Below are 17067 nucleotides of genomic sequence, written 5' to 3' on the forward strand. Positions count from 1 at the left end.
AAGTTTAAGTTTCTATACAGAACTTAGTTTTGTATATGAAACTTAGTTTTGTATCACAAACCCTAAACAAATGATATTACGCGTTCAAATTCAATACAATACAGTTAAACATTTAGTAACATTTTAAATTCACATGCCTATGAAATAAACACAATCACTTGCCTTTGTACAAAAAAGGCCAATAAGTGTTGCCTCACTTATCAGCCTTAAATTAGTACCTCTTTTCTCATTAAATTAATACTAACAAAAACGCATACAAAAGTATGAAAAAAAATCGCATAAAAGATGATATTACATTTTATCATCCAAATTCAATCTGTACACACATTTTTAGACCTTTGGGGTCTTTATTATTTTTCTCATTCTTTGTAGGGCATATATGGGCGGATAATATAGGAGAGCCTTCCCCTATTCAACAACCGACCAAGCACCAACAAGCCAAAGACAACGTTTTGGTTTCTGGTAAAGTAAAAGATGCTTTAGGAGAATTAGCGTATATAACAATTCACGTTAAAGCCAACGCGCTGATCGGAACAATATCTGGAGAAGATGGAAGTTTTAGCTTGAGCAATGTACCAAGAAATTCGACCCTCGTATTCTCTTATCTCGGTTACAAAACGAAAGAAATAAATATCAGTAAATTAAAGAATCAGGAACTGACTTCCCTTCTTGTCGAAATGGAAGAAGACTCTGAACTTCTGGATGAAGTTGTTGTCACAGGTGTCGGCTCTCAAAAAAAAGTAAGTATCGTAGGTGCTATTACGACTCTTGAACCAAGTGAATTAAAAGCGCCAACACGATCATTATCAACCCAATTGCTGGTAGAGTAGCAGGCGTTACCTTTGTACAAAAGTCCGGACAACCAGGAAAAGATGGTGCCTCCTTTATTATCAGAGGGATCAACTCTGTGACAGGAAATAGTGAACCTCTTATCTTAATTGACGGATTAAAAAGAACGATTGACGACGTAGACCCGAATGATATTGAAAGCTTCTCCGTTTTAAAAGATGCCTCAGCAACAGCTGTATATGGTCTGGAAGGAGCCAACGGTATCATTGTTATTAAAACAAAAACAGGAAAAGTTTTAGCAAAACCATCCGTAAGAGTCAGCTATTCAGCTTCTATTAACAACTCGACTTACAAACCCAAGTGGTAGATGCAGTTGATTATGCCAAGATGAAAAACGAAGCATACGTTGTCAGAGGGAAAAAACCGTATTACTCAGATCAGGATATAGAGAAATTCGGTGATGCGGATATGGACTTTTATCCGAATGTGGATTGGTACAAGACTATGGTTAAACCGAATAATTTCTCTCAAAAAGCGAACTTCAACATCAGCGGTGGAGGAAACGTGGTAACCTACTACATGTCCGGAGGTTTTTATAAAGAAAATGGTATGTTCAACAGCGGAAATGATTCCAATGCCGATTACAACCAGTTCAATTTCCGTTCAAATATCAAAGCCGATGTGAGCTCTTCAACAACATTAGCTTTAGGATTTGACGGTCGTTACAATACAACGACAGAACCGGGTCAAGGCGTTGACAATCTTCTGAATATTATGAATAATCTAAACCCGACGCTTTTCCCGGCCGAATACTCGAACGGTACAGCTCCAGAAGAGCCGCCCGGTGTGACAAACCCGTATTCGTTGCTGACAAAGACTGGTTTTGTAAAAGATTATGCCAATCACATGTCAACCAACCTGAATATCGTTCAAAAACTTGACTTTATAACAGAAGGGCTATTTGTCAACTTTATTGCTTCTTTTACAAAAAACAACTATTACACGCACAAGTACGAAAAGAAGTATCAAAAACATGCTCCTGACTTCGCCCATAGTTATATGGGTACCGGGCGAGACGAAGAAGGCAATCTGGTCACCATTAATAAAACCCCGGATGTCGACGACAAAATGAGTTTTAAATATGTAGCACCAACAGGAAACAGAGTTATAGAAGTACAAGGTAGCGCAAATTACAGCAGAACTTTCTTCACCGATCTTCACACAACAGGATTGTTCCTTTATAAGCAAAGAGAATATCTGACAGATGCACCCCAAGGGAAAGGAGCCGAATTGCTGATCAACGCATTGGCCTCACGCGAACAATCGTTGGCAGGCCGTTTGACATTCGACTGGAAGCATCGCTACTTTATGGATGTGAATATAGGGGCATCAGGCTCTCAACTCTTTACACCGGATAAGAGATGGTCTACCTTCCCTTCTATTGGCGTAGGTTGGCTGATTTCGGATGAAAACTTCTGGTCAGGTTTACGTCCTGTAGTGGATCTATTTAAAATCCGAGTCACTTATGGTGAAGTAGGGGCTCCGGGTAGTGCCAAACGTTTTGGTTATTTGGCAGCGACAGGTCCTCTGACCGGTTATTCATTCGGTTTCGGTAATGCCGCAGGCAGTGGCGTCAGCATTGGAGGTATTGGCGAAACACGACTGGAACAATTAGGCTTAACTTGGGAGCGCAACAAGAAAATTAATCTCGGAATAGAAATCGGTTTATTTGAACAATTCAAATTAATCACTGAGTTATACCGCTACGACAACGAGATGCAATTGATCGACCTGAACCGTCTGCCATCCACATTAGGCTTACCGACCATACCAAAAGCCAATCTGGGACGCACTATTTCCGAAGGTGTTGACTTCGATTTCACTTATTCCAATTCATGGAATAATTTCAGAATCAATTACATAAAAGGTATCATCAGTTACAATAATAACGAGATCAAAGAAAACGGACAATTAGACCCGAAAGTTCCTTACCAGAGCGGTATCGGCCTGGACTACGGAAGATCTCTCAATTATATTGCTTTAGGCCTGTTCAAAGACCAAGAAGACATCAACAATAGTCCTGTTCAGACATGGAATGATGTAAAGCCCGGCGATATAAAATATAAAGATATAGACGGAGACGGTGTAATTACGCCTACCGACCGTGTATGGTTAGGAAACCGGTATCCCAAATGGACTTACTCGTTGGCTTTCGACATCAGTTACAAAAACTTCACTCTGGCATCGCGACTCATCGGAAAGTCGAATGTTTACAGGACGATCAGCGGAGGTAGAATACCCTTCAATCCATATGATTCCAACGGCAAGGAAGTAATCAACGAAAACGGAGCATTGTATTATGCCGCAATGAACGACCACTGGACACCGGCCTCTTATTCAGGAACTACTGCCACAGAAAATCCGAATGCGACTTATCCGCGTCTGGCTTTCGGATCTGAAAACAGAAACAATGCCCAACAATCTACCTTCTGGCTTCGTGAGTCTTCTTATTTGCAAATTGCCGACATAGAATTGGGTTATAACTGGATACCTAAAGACAAAAATAAATTCTTCAAGAGTATCTATTTCTACGGAAGATGCGATAATGTATGTACGTTCTCCAAATTCAAGGATTGGAATCCGGAACTAACCTCTCCTTATGCATATCCGCTAAAAAGAACGATCACATTAGGTTTTGAAATCGGTTTTAATTTATAATACAAATCATGAAAACAACATATATCATAGAATTAGCATTAAGCCTTTGCTTGTCGGCGGGTTTTAACTCTTGCAACTATCTGGATGCAAATGAGTATTTGAATGAGGTAGAAAACCTGAACGATATCTGGACTGAACGAAACAGCATACGAAAAGCATGGGCCGCTTGCTACGGAGCCATGCCCAACTATGCAGACATGGTCAACGGTTGGCCTTTCAACTGCAATTACGACGAAGCTCATGGCGGCCTGGACAGTTATAAATGCCTTACCTTTGCCCAAGGCAAATATGACGCAGACAAACCGATATACGAATATTGGAAAAACTATTACAAAGCCATTCGGTTATGCTGCCAATTTCTGGAAAACTCTCATTTGGCAAACGACAAACTGCTGGAAGAGGGCGAAGTAGAAGGTTATGCTGCAGACGCCCGCTTTTTAAGAGCCTTCTATTATTCCCAAATGATAGAATTATATGGCCCGTTTGTCATCATCGACAAAACGATCGACTATTCGCAGCTGGAAGAATACCCTACCACCAGATCGACATTGGACGAATGTACGGATTTCATCCTAAAAGAATTAGAACAGTGTATTGCCGAACTTCCCAACAGCGAAGACATCCTGACTTCCGACTACGGCCGTCCTTCCAAAGAGGCAGCCATGGCCGTGAAAACTCGCCTGCTACTATGGGCTGCCAGTCCGTTGGTAAACGGAAATCCGGATTATAGTGACTTTGTTAATAAAGAAGGTGTTCCGTATTTCAACGTACAATCGCCAGATATGGAGAAATGGAAAAAAGCCGCCAAAGCCGCTAAGGACATTATCGATTTAAATAAATTCGACTTGTTCACGATGCCCGCCAACGACGGCTATCCAACCGTTCCGCTTGGCGAATTCGAAGGCAACAATATCGAATGGCCAAACGGTCCCGCAGGTATCGACGCCTATCAGTCTTATAAAGCATTATTCAACGGAGGAAAAAATTACTGGAACAAAGAAGTAATCTGGCAGGTGAACACATCCGGACAAAGCTCCTCGTTAAGTCGTTTAGGTTTCCCCCGCAACTATAACAAAGGACAGGGCGCCGGTATGGCCGGTAAATTATGTGCCGTACAAAAGCTTGTCGATGCTTATTTTATGAATAACGGCAAGACAATCGAGGAAGAAAAAGAGTTGTACATCGATCTGGGAATGACCACCATCGGCGACAACTACTTCATTCATGGAGAAGGGAAGAAAGACAAAGTTTCTCCCATAATAACCGGATTCAAACTGAACAACACGATTCAAAAAGTGCCCAACAGATGCCTGAACAGGGAAGCTCGCTTTTATGCAACGATCGGGTTCATCGGGAAAGGCTATGTCGAAAATACCGGAAGCATATACTATGCCGATTACCGTGCCAATATGGTTGACGGATATTTACAATCCGACCGTCCTTCTATCCGTACCGGCTACCAGATCGTAAAATGGATCAATGACGAAGATCAAAACGCAGCCGGAAGTTCGATAAACAATATCCTGTATTCAGAATGGCGGAAATCTATTTATCGTATGCCGAAGCATTAAATGAATATGACCCACAGAATCCGGATGTTTTGAAATATCTGAATTACGTTCGTTACAGAGCCGGACTACCGGGTTACAGATCGGGAAACCAAGATGTAAATCGGGAAAGAATCAAAAGAGAAAGATATGTCGAATTCGCTTTTGAAGGCAAGAGATATTTCGACTCGCGCAGATGGAAAGATGCAGAGATAAACGAACGAGATCAATTCGGTAACAACAAAGGAATGAACGGCCCCGTATATGGTTGCAATTATCAAGCCACCGACGGTAGTTTTTATGACCGGACCATCATAGACGGTTACCTGTTCAAGAAAAAAAACTACTTCCTGCCGATTCCTTACCAGGATGTGGCAAATCACTGGGGAGACCTTGTTCAAAATCCGGGATGGTAATTTTAATATCCTATAAAAATAATAACGTATATGAAAACATATTTGTCTTATATAACCATTTTCACGCTTACGCTGATAACAGCAGCATGTGGAAAGCTAGATTACGAAAATAAAGAATTTTATAAACAGGAAGTTTATATCATCAATTCAGAATCGACCTCCGCCACGGAGCGCGAGATAACTGGTATCCAAGCTTATACTTTCGTTGATACACTAAAGATCATCAACGACAGTTACGACACGGACACTTTAGTAGACTACAAAGTCGGCACGGCCAATATTATTTTCAAAATAGGAATAGGAGGATCGCTTTCCGCCCATGAAGATTTGGAAATCCTGATCGATTTTGACGAAGAAGCCGTGAAAGACTATAACATTTCAAAAAATGCCGAACGTTATATTCCGGATCCGTCACTGTACACGACAAACATCCCTTACGACCAGACAAGAAAAGGATTCCCTGTCGTCATTAAAGCAGGAACAGCCTCCACGTCTCTGACATTTCAGGTTCCCATCGAACGCGACAAGATGGAAACGTATGCCGATTTCGCTTTTGCCCTGAAAATAAAAGAGACAGGAAATGCTACACTGAGCCGCCAATACTACAACTTCATGGTATCCAAACTCAATGTAGACCTGGAAAGAGTGGTCGACTGGTCCGGTTTTCCGATACCAGAAATACCGACAGGCCGTTACCTCTCAGCCCGTCTGTTAGGAAACGGAGCCGAAAACATACCGGCAGACGGCAGACATCGTAAATATAAATATATCACACCGTTGGGCGATACCCCTGAACTAAAAGGAAAGTATATAATCTGGGGAACCGGGGTTTGGAGTTTCGAAGTCTTCGCCTATCATGGTTCCGGTTGGATGTATAACCTGTTCACATTGAACGACCAGGTTGCCGGAACTTACACCATCGAACCCATCCTGGCAGGAAACAATGACTTCCCAGCCCGAACATTTGCCTATAGCACCGTACAAGGTGTCACGGAAGACAACAAATATGATCCTAAAACAAAGACCCTTACCATTCATTACAAGAATGTAATCGGGCAGGATTATACCGATGTATTAACCTTCGAATCAGAAGACCTGACGTTGGATCCGATCAAAGGGAATAGCATCTCTCCCCAAAGTTGGGCACAAGTAAAATCGAAAGGATACAAATATTGGTTACCTGAAGATAAATAGGATAAGAAAATGCATAAGCAAAATATTTGAATCAATCAAAATATAAAAACAGGGAACACGGTTGACGTGTTCCCGTTTTTCATATTCCACACATTTGTTCCATGGTTGCAAATTAACAAATTATATAACCTTACCCCTTGTTGTTATTAATTAATTAACAAAATACATGAAGTCTATTTATTATAAAAACGCGAAATTTGTTTCAAATAAGAAATGTGATTTCAAATAAGAAACAAAAAAAAGAAAGTGACAATATGATGAATCAGGAAGAAACAAAAGAAGTAAAAAACGGAGATAAATATAACATCCCCATGCTTGAAAAAAGCTTTGAACTGCTGGAGCTACTTATCAAGTATCCGAACGGGTTAACCATGCAGGAAACAGTCAACCTGCTGAATACACCCAAAACGACTGTTTTCCGCCTGCTGAACTCTTTGCTCAATATGGGATATCTATCAAAAAACATCGATACCCAACAGTTTTTCCTTTCCAAAAAGTTTTTAAAACTGGGTCTGGCAGCTTTGGGCGAATCCAATATAGTGGAACAATCTCTTTCACCCATGAGAGCGCTGCGCGATAAGATCAAAGAAAGTATTATGCTCGGCGTTTTTATGGAAAACAGAATAGTCCTGCTGGAGCAAGTACTGGGATCTCACAATTTCACCTTCCTGCTACGTCCCGGAACAAGCTTCTGCTTGCACGCCTCTGCCCCCGGCAAATTGACCCTCGCCTATTTGCCGGAAGAAGAACTCGAAAAAGCACTGGAAACGATACAATATACCGTCTTCAACAAACATACTATCGAAAACGAAGCTCAACTGAAAAAAGAGCTCGAACACATTCGGAAAATCGGATATGCAGTAGACCTGGAAGAAGAAATGGCCGGTGTGCAATGTATCGCTGCACCTATATTTAATCAATTTAATAATATTGTCGCAACAATCTGGACGTCCGGTCCATCCGGCCGTCTAACCAAAAGTATCTTTCCTGTAGTCGCAAAAGAATTAATCCAAACAGCGAATAGTATCTCTACCAGTTTGGGATATACTTGTAAACAATATAAATAACCACATATCATGAGAAACTACAGCAAATTCATCATCCTTCTGGCGACAGTCTGCATAGGGAGTATGCAACTTTCCGCCGAACAAATGGACCCGAAGAAAATTACACTCACCGCAAAGGCCAAAGAACAATTGGCGGGAAAACAAATATTGTATATAGAAAGGGAACAGTATGCCCCGGACCATCATAATACCGCCACTCTTTTCCAGAAAGAGGAAATCAATGAAAGCAGTTTCTTCCCGGGAGGTGCCATGCGTATTTTTGATGTGAACACAGGGAATACGACCACACTTATCGAACTGAAAGACGGATTGGTCCGCGATCCTGAATTGTCTTTCGACGGGAAAAAGATCATCTTTTCCATGCGGAAAAATAAGGATGATTTCTATCATATCTATGAAATAAACACAGATGGAAGCGAATTAAAGCAATTAACTTTCGCCGAAGGAGTATCCGATATAGATCCTTTATATCTGCCGGACGGAGGAATCGTGTTCAGTTCCACCCGCCAGCCCAAATATTGCATGTGCAACCGACATATCATGTGCAACCTGTACCGGATGGAAGCAGATGGTGCCAATATCACACAAATCGGCGTTAGCACGTTATTCGAAGGACATTCCTCTTTATTGAACGACGGTAGAATCCTCTACGATCGCTGGGAATACGTGGACCGTAATTTCGGTGATGCACAGGGACTATGGACGGTAAACCCCGACGGAACAAAACATTCTATATACTATGGCAACAATACTCAATCGCCGGGCGGAGTAATCGACGCCCGGCAAATCCCCGGAACCGACCAGGTAATCTGTATCTTCGGCTCCTGCCATGACCGTCCCTGGGGAGCCCTTGCCATTATAGACAGAAAAAAAGGAGTAGACGGCTTGACCCCGGTCGTACAGATATGGCCCGAAGACAGCAGGAAACTGGTTGACAACGGCGACCTCGACTCATTCAAATGGATCGAATACTTCTTTGAAGACCCTTATCCTCTCAATGAGAACTTCTTTCTGGCTTCCCGTACAATCTGGGCAAAGCCGGGCGGATGGATGCATCTCGACTCCAAATCCGGCATCTACCTGATCGGTCGCGACGGAACACAGGAACTGATTATCGAAGGAAACAGAAGCCTTTTCGATCCGATGATTATCGAACCGCGCCCTAAACCTCACGCTATACCATCCAACAGGAATTATACAGATAAGAAAGGTTCCTTCTACGTGCAAAATGTTTATCATGGCACACATATGAAAGGCGTCGAACCGGGAACAGCCAAATACCTGCGTGTCATCGAATCTCCGGAGAAAAGGACATGGACAAAGAACGGCTGGGGCGGACAAGGCGAGCAGGCACCGGCCGTTAACTGGCACAGCTTCGAGAACAAACGTATCCTGGGAGAAGTACCGGTAGAAGAAGACGGTTCTGCTAATTTCGAAGTTCCTTCGGGTACATTCGTCTATTTCCAGTTGCTCGACAAGGATAAGAAAATGATCCAATCCATGCGCAGCGGAACAATGGTTATGCCGGGAGAGGTAAATGGTTGTATCGGTTGCCACGAAGACCGCCTGAGTGTTCCGAGTGCAATGGGTCCCAAACCATTGGCCTTAAAAAAGGCTCCTGTAAAGATGAATGGCTGGATGGGTAAGGCACCCAGGAACTTCTCCTTTATGGAACAGGTTCAACCGATTCTGGATAAAAGCTGTGTACGTTGTCATGATTTCGACCAGAAGAACCGTAACAAGCTGGTGTTGGCAAAAGACAAAAATCCATTCTTCAATGCCGCCTACGTCAATTTATATGTAAAGAAAGAAATTACACTCATCGGTGGAGGCCCCGCACAGATACAGGAGCCTTATTCCTGGGGATCGCATGCCAGCAAACTGACAAAGGTCATTGAAGGCAATCATCACGATGTGAAATTATCCCCCAAAGATAAAGAGATACTTTACACCTGGATGGACCTGAACGGCGTTTACTATCCGGTTTATGAGTCCGCTTTCGACTCTACACTTGCCGGACGAAGCCCGCTATATAATTACGAAATACAAGAATTAATAAAACTGACGGAAGTAAACATCTGGGACCTCAACCACCACGGCCGAAAACTGACCGCACAAATATCTTTCGACCGCCCGGAAGTCAGTCCATGCCTGGATAAAATCAGAAACGACAAGCAGAAATATGTCCGTGCCGTCGAAATCATCCGCACCGGACAAAAGCGGCTGAAAGCTACTCCACGCGGAGATATTGAAAAAGACCTCGTTCCCTGCGAACGGCATAAAGCACAGCTACGGAAATATGCGGAACGTCTGAAAGTCGAACAGCAAAACTGTTCGGTCATCGGACAAGGTGATAAGATTTACGACAAATAATATAAACACACAACCATGAGTACACTCGATTTATTCAGCCTGAAAGGGAAAAAAGGCTTTATCACCGGAGCCGCACGCGGTATCGGGAAATGTCTTGCCGATGCATTCACAGAAATGGGCGCCTCTATCGCCATTGTCGACATAGATATTGCAGAGGCAGAAAAGACAGCCAAAGAACTGGCCGCCCGTTACTCAGCCCACACCATCGCCATCCGCTGCGATGTGACGGATGCAGAAGATGTAGGACAAATGATGGACACATTTATCAAAGAGTACGGCAGCATCGACTTTGCCATCAACAATGCCGGAATAGCAAACACTTATGCAGCAGAGGAAATCTCATCCAAAGACTTCAAGAAAGTTGTCGACATCAATCTGAACGGCGTCTTTCTGACAGCCCAGGCCGCAGCCCGCCAGATGATAAAAGAAGGGAAAGCCGGCAGTATCGTAAACACGGCCTCCATGTCCGCCCACATCATCAACACCCCACAGACAATAGCCAACTATTGTGCCTCAAAGGGTGGTGTGCTTCTGCTGACTAAAGCACTGGCAGTCGAATGGGCCAAGTATAATATACGCGTCAACTGTGTCAGTCCGGGATATATGGCAACTGAGCTGGTTGCAGAGATGAAGGACATGCACAAAGGATGGATATCGAAAATCCCGGCCGGTCGCCTCGGTGTGCCGGAAGACCTTATCGGAGCCTATTTATACCTGTTAAGCGATGCCGCACGCTACACAACAGGGACAGATTTAATTGTTGACGGCGGTTACACAAGTTTATAATCATGAGCACTCACAATCCAATCATTTCCTCCCGGGAAATCGCACGCCTGATCGACATCAGTGCCGTACGTGCAGATTCCACCCGTCAGGACGTGGAAGACATCATCGACGGAGCCATAAAACACAACTTCATTTGCATCTTCCCCATGCCCGGCATGCTTCCGCTCGTTTTTGAGAAACTGAAAGACCATTCGCAGATCGGAATCGGAGGTGTTGTCGGTTTCCCTTCCGGCGGAGAGACAACGGCAAGCAAGCTGTTCCAGGCTAAAGAACTGAAAGAGGCTGGCTGCAACGAAATCGACATGGTTCTGAATATCGGCAAACTAAAGTCCGGCATGTTGAACGATATAGAAGACGAAATCCGGCAGATCAAAGCCGCCGTTTCCCCTCTTCCTTTAAAAGTAATCATGGAAGTCGTCCTCCTCACCGATGAAGAGATAAAAACAGCTTCCTCCATCATCCTGAAAGCCGGAGCGGATTACATTAAAACCGGAACCGGCTGGGCGGGAGCAACTACGCTCCATCATATCGATTTGATCAAAGAGACCGTCGGTGACGCCATCAAATTAAAAGTGGCAGGAGGTGTCCGCACGCTCGACACATTGCTGGAAATGTATCAAATGGGCGTCAGCCGTTTCGGCATTGGCTATAAATCGGCTCTTAGGATCATGGAAGAATGTATAAACAGGGAAGCACATGAATGAAAAAGTAATATCCTATGATCTGGGAACAGGAGGAATAAAAGCCTCTCTCTTCAATCGCAACGGAGAGGCTCTACATTCCGTCTTTATCCCCTATCCGACTGCCTACCCGCAACCTGGCTGGCAAGAACAGGCACCCGAAGACTGGTGGCAGGCTATCATCCGTTCCACCCGGCACCTGCTGGATAAGACTAAGATCGATAAAAATGAAATAACCGCCCTTGCCATCTCCGGACACAGCCTGGGCGTCGTCCCAATCGGCAAAGACGGTAGCCTGTTGCAGGCTGCCACCCCTATCTGGTCCGATCGCCGGGCCAGTAGCGAAGCTGAAACGTTCTTCAACCGGATCGATTATAAAGAATGGTATGAGACAACCGGCAACGGTTTCCCGCCGGAATGTTATTCGGTCTTCAAGATCATGTGGTACAAGAAACATTACCCAGAACAATATGAGGTTACAAACAAAATAATCGGAACAAAAGACTACTGTAACTACCGGTTTACCGGCCGCCTTTGCACCGACTATTCGTATGCCTCCGGAAGCGGAGTTTTCGACTTAAAAACCTGGAACTATAAAGAGGAATATATACAGGCTTCCGGCATCCGCCCGGATATATTCCCGGAAATACTGGACTCGGACGCTATCGTCGGGACAATTACTCCCGAAGCCTCTCTCGAAACCGGATTGCCGGAACATGTCAGGGTTATCTGCGGTGGTGTGGATAACTCTTGTATGGCCCTGGGAAGCAAAGGTATCAAGCCTTCCCGTATTTATACCTCGCTGGGATCTTCTGCCTGGATCGCCCTGGTATCCGAAAATCCGGTGCTCGACTTTGACAAAAAGCCTTATGTCTTTGCACACGTCATCAAAGGAATGTATGCCTCCGCCACCTGCATATTCTCGGCAGGGAGTAGCCTGCAATGGGTACGAAATACGATCTGTCCCGATCTGTTATCGGCCGAAGAACAAGGTGGAGAAGACGCCTATATAGCCATGAACAAACTGGCAGAGACTTCGGCTCCGGGTGCGAATGGCCTGCTCTTCAACCCAAGCCTGGCTGGCGGTTCAAGCATCGAGCCCAGCCCGGATATGACAGGAGCCTTTACCGGACTGAGATTGGGGAATACACGTGCCGACCTGATTCGTGCCACCATGGAAGGTATCGCTTTGAATCTTCGTATCGCACTGGATCTGTTCCGGAAATATCACGCCTCATTCTCCGAGATGTTATTTGTCGGCGGTGGCACAAAAAGTGATTTTTGGATGCAACTCTTTGCCGACATCTACGAACTGGAAATCCAAAAGACAAACATCGGGCAGGAGGCGGCTTCGTTGGGAGCTGCGGCACTCGCCCTGAAAGGTACAGGTCTTTGGAATAGTTATGAAAAGATCGACACCCTGCATCAGGAACAACAACGGTTCAGGCCCGATCCCCGTCATCAGGCAACCTACCGGAAAGTCCTCGACAACTTCAAGGCACTTGCCGACAGCATAGCTTCCCTGAATAGTATAAACAAATAAAAGTAAAGATAACATGGAACAGACAAAAGAAAAGGTATTCACCAAAAAGTACACAAATGCAGATTTTTATGTAGGCGGAAAGTACAACGGCGAAGTCGCCCTGAAAGCCTATCTCGAAATGTTTGAATTTTATGGAGTTCCCTTTACAGACTTTATGAAGGAGAACATGTGGATATCCGATTTCGGCTTAGGAGATTTCGAACATGCCGGTATGGCCGGCGTATTTTGGGTTAACGACCCGGTTAACCGCCATTTCGGACACGAAATATATCTGTTACCCGGACAAATGATCCCGGAACACCGTCATGTGGCAACCCCTGAGTATCCGGCTAAATTCGAATCATGGATGGTACGCAACGGATCGGCTTATAATTTCGGGATCGGTGATCCTACCCCCAATCCTCCGGCATTGCCTGAAAGTCAGAAAGAGGCTATCACCGTCTCCAACTTCACTTATATGAAAGTCGGCGATATACTTCCGCTGAAGGAACTCTTGTCTCCTCATTTCCTTCGTGCAGGCGACAATGGCGCCATCATCTCAGAATTTGGAACATACCAGGATGGGAACGGATTAAAATTCACCAATCAAAAGGCTGTGTTCACAGACGTGCTACGTCCTTAAACAATCAGGTGACCGTATAATCCCGTACGGTCACCGCAAATCCTACCGGTTATTCTTGATCAGGTTCATAAATTCCTCACGCGTCTTAGCCTGCTGGAAGAAACCTGTAAAGTCGGAAGTTGTCGTCAGGGAATTCTGTTTCTCCACACCGCGCATCTGCATGCACATGTGCTGTGCTTCGATTACCACCATGACACCCAGAGGGTCCAACGTTTGCTGGATGCAGTCCTTGATCTGCATAGTCAGGCGTTCCTGGATTTGCAGGCGGCGGGCAAAGATATCCACTACCCGGGGAATCTTGCTCAGACCCGTAATATATTTCTTGGGAATATAAGCGACATGGGCCTTTCCGAAGAACGGAAGCATATGATGTTCACACAGAGAAAAGAAATCAATATCTTTTACAATAACCATCTGCTTGTAGTCCTCTTCCTGAAACATAGCGGAAGCTAGTACCTTTGCAGGGTCTTCGTTGTATCCTTTGGTTAAAAACTGCATAGCTTTTGCTACACGTTCCGGCGTTTTGATCAGACCTTCACGTTCGGCATCTTCGCCCAACAGGCCTAATATTTGTTTGTAATGGCCGGCCAGTTCTTCGCGTGCCGCCAAGGTCTTGTCGTCTATTTCTTTTGTCATTTCTATAATTATCCGTGTCAGGCACGGGGACAAGTTTCTTATTTTCTTAGTTAATTCAATGGGATTTTTACTTCTTCCCGGACAATATACATTTCTTTTCCGAACGAAGGGAAAGCAGTCATCAACAGGCGTTGCATATGATATGCTTCTTCGTGTGAACGGAAATCACCTACACGCAGTTTCCAAAACGGTGCGGTATAGCTGACATAAGTCGGGACATCAGGGAAAAGTTCCTTGATCTTCTTTTCTTTTTCGAACGCTTCATCTTTCGACTTACGTTGGCTATTTCCGGAAAACACCTGTGTCCGGAATCCCTGTATCTTCAGGAAGGCAGTACTATCCGTCTTCTCTACATTATCACCATACAGGCGTACTCCCACCATTTTACGAAGGGCCTCCGGCTGATTGACAATCACCTCGCCTTTACCGGGCTTCGATGTTTGCAGGTCGTCAAAGATCGTCTGTGCCGATCCGTCGACACTCGTTTGTGCTGACGCCCCGGTCACACAAACCAGTAACATGAATAAGAAAGTGATACAAGGGGAATTCTTCATTGTGATTTATTTTTATGTTCAAATCGGGAGGGAAAGAGCGTTTGCCCTTTCCCTACAGGATAATGTCATTAAAATGCTTCAATGATCGGCATGAATTTATCAACAGCCAGAGAAGCACCACCGATCAGACCACCGTCTACGTTCGGTTTAGAGAACAATTCTTTAGCATTGCTAGCATTACAGCTACCGCCATACAGGATTGTGCAGTCGTCAGCCACTGTATTGCCATATTTTGCAGCCAGTGTAGCACGGATATGAGCATGGATTTCTTCAGCCTGTTCTGCAGAAGCAGTCTTGCCTGTACCGATAGCCCAAACCGGTTCGTAAGCCAATACGATCTTACCGAAATCTTCAGCAGAAAGGTCGAACAAAGATTCTTTGATCTGAGCGTCTACCACTTCGAAATGTTTACCGGCTTCTCTTTCTTCCAGTACCTCACCGATACAGAAGATCGGAGTCAGACCGTTAGCCAAAGCCAACTGAACTTTAGTTTTCAGAATTTCCGGAGTTTCGTGATAGTAAGCACGTCTTTCAGAGTGACCCAGGATTACATATTTAGCACCTGTAGAAGCAACCATAGCAGCAGAAACTTCACCAGTGTAAGCACCTTTTTCTTTGTCAGCACAGTTTTCAGCAGCTACACCGATCTTATCAGTATCGATAGCAGCAACAACGCTTGCCAGGTGAGTGAACGGAGTACCGATGATTACATCACAGTTGATAGCTTTGCCTTTCAGAGCTTCATTTAATCCTTTTGCTAATTCCAGACCTTCCTGAAGAGTTGTGTTCATCTTCCAGTTTCCTGCAACAATATTCTTTCTCATGATTTAATTAATTAAATATATAAATACAATAAAATCTTTTATTCAGCCTTCTCTTTCCGTCTCCGGCGGAAACGGAAAAAGTCATATACCCAAACGAGCAGCAAAGGTACGGTAAAAGTCAATAAAATGGTAATAAGCCAGCCATCTTCTTTTTCTTTTGTTTCACTCAGGTTCAAATGATCTTCGATCTCAGCCTTCACATGTTCCTCGTCCGGGATATCGTTATAATGCCATTTGCCCATCACAATACCGTCTTTCAGCAATACCAGTCCGGGATTAGAACGGACGATCGTCTTCAATAATACCTCGTCGGCCATACGGAACGGATATTCGGCACCGGTATTGTCGCTCCATTCGTCGATCATTTCAGGAGAGGAACCGGTCACACAATAGAAAGGCATTTCATATTCCAACGCATAATCGTACACTCCGTTTATCTCGTCGATCTGTTCATCATCCGCCTTTTCCAGTTTCGGAGCGATCAGCAGCAGAACCGGCTGCGGATTATGTAATATTTCATCGGTGACATCGTCTCCTTCGGCGTTATAGATATTAAAGGAAGCTACAGGAGGTTCATATCCCTTCTTTATCAGTTCGGTCTTCGACTCTACAAATGTCCAGGTACTGTCATTTTGCGGATAGTTTTCCAAAGAAAATTCTTTCTGTACGCCATCTTTCTCATAGACAAAAGTATATTTATACTCATCTTCGGGAGCGCCATCGGGTATTGCCATTAAAGAAGGGATATTAGCCCCGATCTTATACGGACGAAAATCCATGACCGGCAGATGATTGTAATTCCAGTAAGCAAAACCGAGACAGAAGAAGTAAGAAAACAACGCCACGAACCAGTAAACCTTGTAAGTAAAACACTGGAACATCTTGCCGCAATTCATAAATACCATAATAGCAGCAGCCGAAAGAACCAGGTTCTTGAAAAACGTCTCCCAATTCGTAATAACGACTGCATCCCCGAAACAACCGCAGTCGGAAACCGGATTGAATATCGCAAGATACAACGTCAGCGGCGTCATGAACGCCATGAAAAGTAAAACAAGGAAAGAGTTGTAGCGGCGGTATACCCCTAACAACATACAAACACCCATGGCAAACTCGGCAGCCGAAAGGGCAAAAGATGCCAGGACGGTAAAAGGCTGCAACATATCCAACCCGAAAGAAGTCAGATAGTCGCCTATCTTGATCGCACCTCCCGTCGGATCGACCGCCTTCACAAAACCGGAGAAGATAAACACGACCCCGATCAGCAGACGGCTGCATTCTGTCAGTATCTTTATTGCAGTCTCTTTATAGTTCATAT

16 protein-coding genes are annotated in these 17067 nt (G+C 44.4%); 12 read left to right on the forward strand and 4 right to left on the reverse strand.

Going from position 1 to position 17067, the window contains the following annotated elements:
• Positions 1–263: 263 nt before the first annotated feature.
• From DXA15_RS03080 to DXA15_RS03135, 12 genes are all read left to right on the forward strand, one after another.
• Positions 264–830, forward strand: a complete 567-nt coding sequence (locus DXA15_RS03080; protein WP_128133093.1) for a carboxypeptidase-like regulatory domain-containing protein — start codon at positions 264–266, stop codon at positions 828–830.
• A complete protein-coding gene (locus DXA15_RS03085; protein WP_233566769.1) occupies positions 815–1156 on the forward strand; it encodes a TonB-dependent receptor plug domain-containing protein in 342 nt (113 codons plus the stop codon). The genes DXA15_RS03080 and DXA15_RS03085 overlap by 16 nt, the downstream gene beginning before the upstream one ends.
• Positions 1150–3507, forward strand: coding sequence for a SusC/RagA family TonB-linked outer membrane protein (locus tag DXA15_RS03090; protein ID WP_128133095.1), 2358 nt, complete (start codon positions 1150–1152; stop codon positions 3505–3507). The genes DXA15_RS03085 and DXA15_RS03090 overlap by 7 nt, the downstream gene beginning before the upstream one ends.
• Before the next feature lie 8 nt (positions 3508–3515).
• Positions 3516–5078 carry a RagB/SusD family nutrient uptake outer membrane protein gene (locus DXA15_RS03095; RefSeq protein WP_128133096.1) on the forward strand — a complete coding sequence of 521 codons (1563 nt, stop codon included), beginning with the start codon at positions 3516–3518 and terminating at the stop codon, positions 5076–5078.
• Positions 5042–5470: a RagB/SusD family nutrient uptake outer membrane protein gene (locus DXA15_RS27510; protein WP_128133097.1), complete on the forward strand. Its 429-nt coding sequence runs from the start codon at positions 5042–5044 to the stop codon at positions 5468–5470. The genes DXA15_RS03095 and DXA15_RS27510 overlap by 37 nt, the downstream gene beginning before the upstream one ends.
• 30 nt (positions 5471–5500) lie before the next feature.
• Entirely contained in the window at positions 5501–6664 is a 1164-nt protein-coding gene (locus DXA15_RS03105) for a DUF1735 domain-containing protein (RefSeq protein WP_128133098.1), read from the forward strand.
• Positions 6665–6918: 254 nt separating this feature from the next.
• Complete coding sequence (locus tag DXA15_RS03110; protein ID WP_128133099.1) at positions 6919–7731, forward strand: IclR family transcriptional regulator; 813 nt, start codon at positions 6919–6921, stop codon at positions 7729–7731.
• Positions 7732–7740: 9 nt separating this feature from the next.
• Entirely contained in the window at positions 7741–10104 is a 2364-nt protein-coding gene (locus DXA15_RS03115; protein WP_128133100.1) for a hypothetical protein, read from the forward strand.
• Positions 10105–10119: 15 nt separating this feature from the next.
• Positions 10120–10890 (forward strand): SDR family oxidoreductase, encoded by a 771-nt coding sequence (locus tag DXA15_RS03120; protein ID WP_128133101.1) that lies wholly within the window; start codon positions 10120–10122, stop codon positions 10888–10890.
• Between the two features lie 2 nt (positions 10891–10892).
• Complete coding sequence (deoC, locus tag DXA15_RS03125; protein ID WP_128133102.1) at positions 10893–11594, forward strand: deoxyribose-phosphate aldolase; 702 nt, start codon at positions 10893–10895, stop codon at positions 11592–11594.
• Positions 11587–13113 carry an FGGY-family carbohydrate kinase gene (locus tag DXA15_RS03130; protein ID WP_128133103.1) on the forward strand — a complete coding sequence of 509 codons (1527 nt, stop codon included), beginning with the start codon at positions 11587–11589 and terminating at the stop codon, positions 13111–13113. Before deoC ends, DXA15_RS03130 begins: the two co-directional genes overlap by 8 nt.
• A 13-nt stretch (positions 13114–13126) precedes the next feature.
• The gene (locus tag DXA15_RS03135) at positions 13127–13735 is read left to right on the forward strand and encodes a hypothetical protein (RefSeq protein WP_128133104.1); all 609 of its coding nucleotides are present in this window, start codon (positions 13127–13129) and stop codon (positions 13733–13735) included.
• Between the two features lie 42 nt (positions 13736–13777).
• Here the strand turns inward: DXA15_RS03135 and folE are convergent, their stop codons facing one another.
• From folE to DXA15_RS03155, 4 genes are all read right to left on the reverse strand, one after another.
• The gene (gene folE, locus DXA15_RS03140) at positions 13778–14371 is read right to left on the reverse strand and encodes a GTP cyclohydrolase I FolE (RefSeq protein ID WP_010801487.1); all 594 of its coding nucleotides are present in this window, start codon (positions 14369–14371) and stop codon (positions 13778–13780) included.
• 50 nt (positions 14372–14421) lie between these two features.
• Positions 14422–14925, reverse strand: a complete 504-nt coding sequence (locus DXA15_RS03145; protein ID WP_046145613.1) for a cell division protein — start codon at positions 14923–14925, stop codon at positions 14422–14424.
• A gap of 68 nt (positions 14926–14993) precedes the next feature.
• A complete protein-coding gene (gene tpiA / locus DXA15_RS03150; RefSeq protein WP_128133105.1) occupies positions 14994–15749 on the reverse strand; it encodes a triose-phosphate isomerase in 756 nt (251 codons plus the stop codon).
• Positions 15750–15787: 38 nt separating this feature from the next.
• Entirely contained in the window at positions 15788–17065 is a 1278-nt protein-coding gene (locus DXA15_RS03155) for a BT_3928 family protein (protein ID WP_128133106.1), read from the reverse strand.
• Between the last annotated feature and the right edge of the window lie 2 nt (positions 17066–17067).

The sequence above is a fragment of the Parabacteroides sp. AM58-2XD genome (assembly GCF_003463685.1).
Taxonomy (GTDB): domain Bacteria; phylum Bacteroidota; class Bacteroidia; order Bacteroidales; family Tannerellaceae; genus Parabacteroides; species Parabacteroides segnis.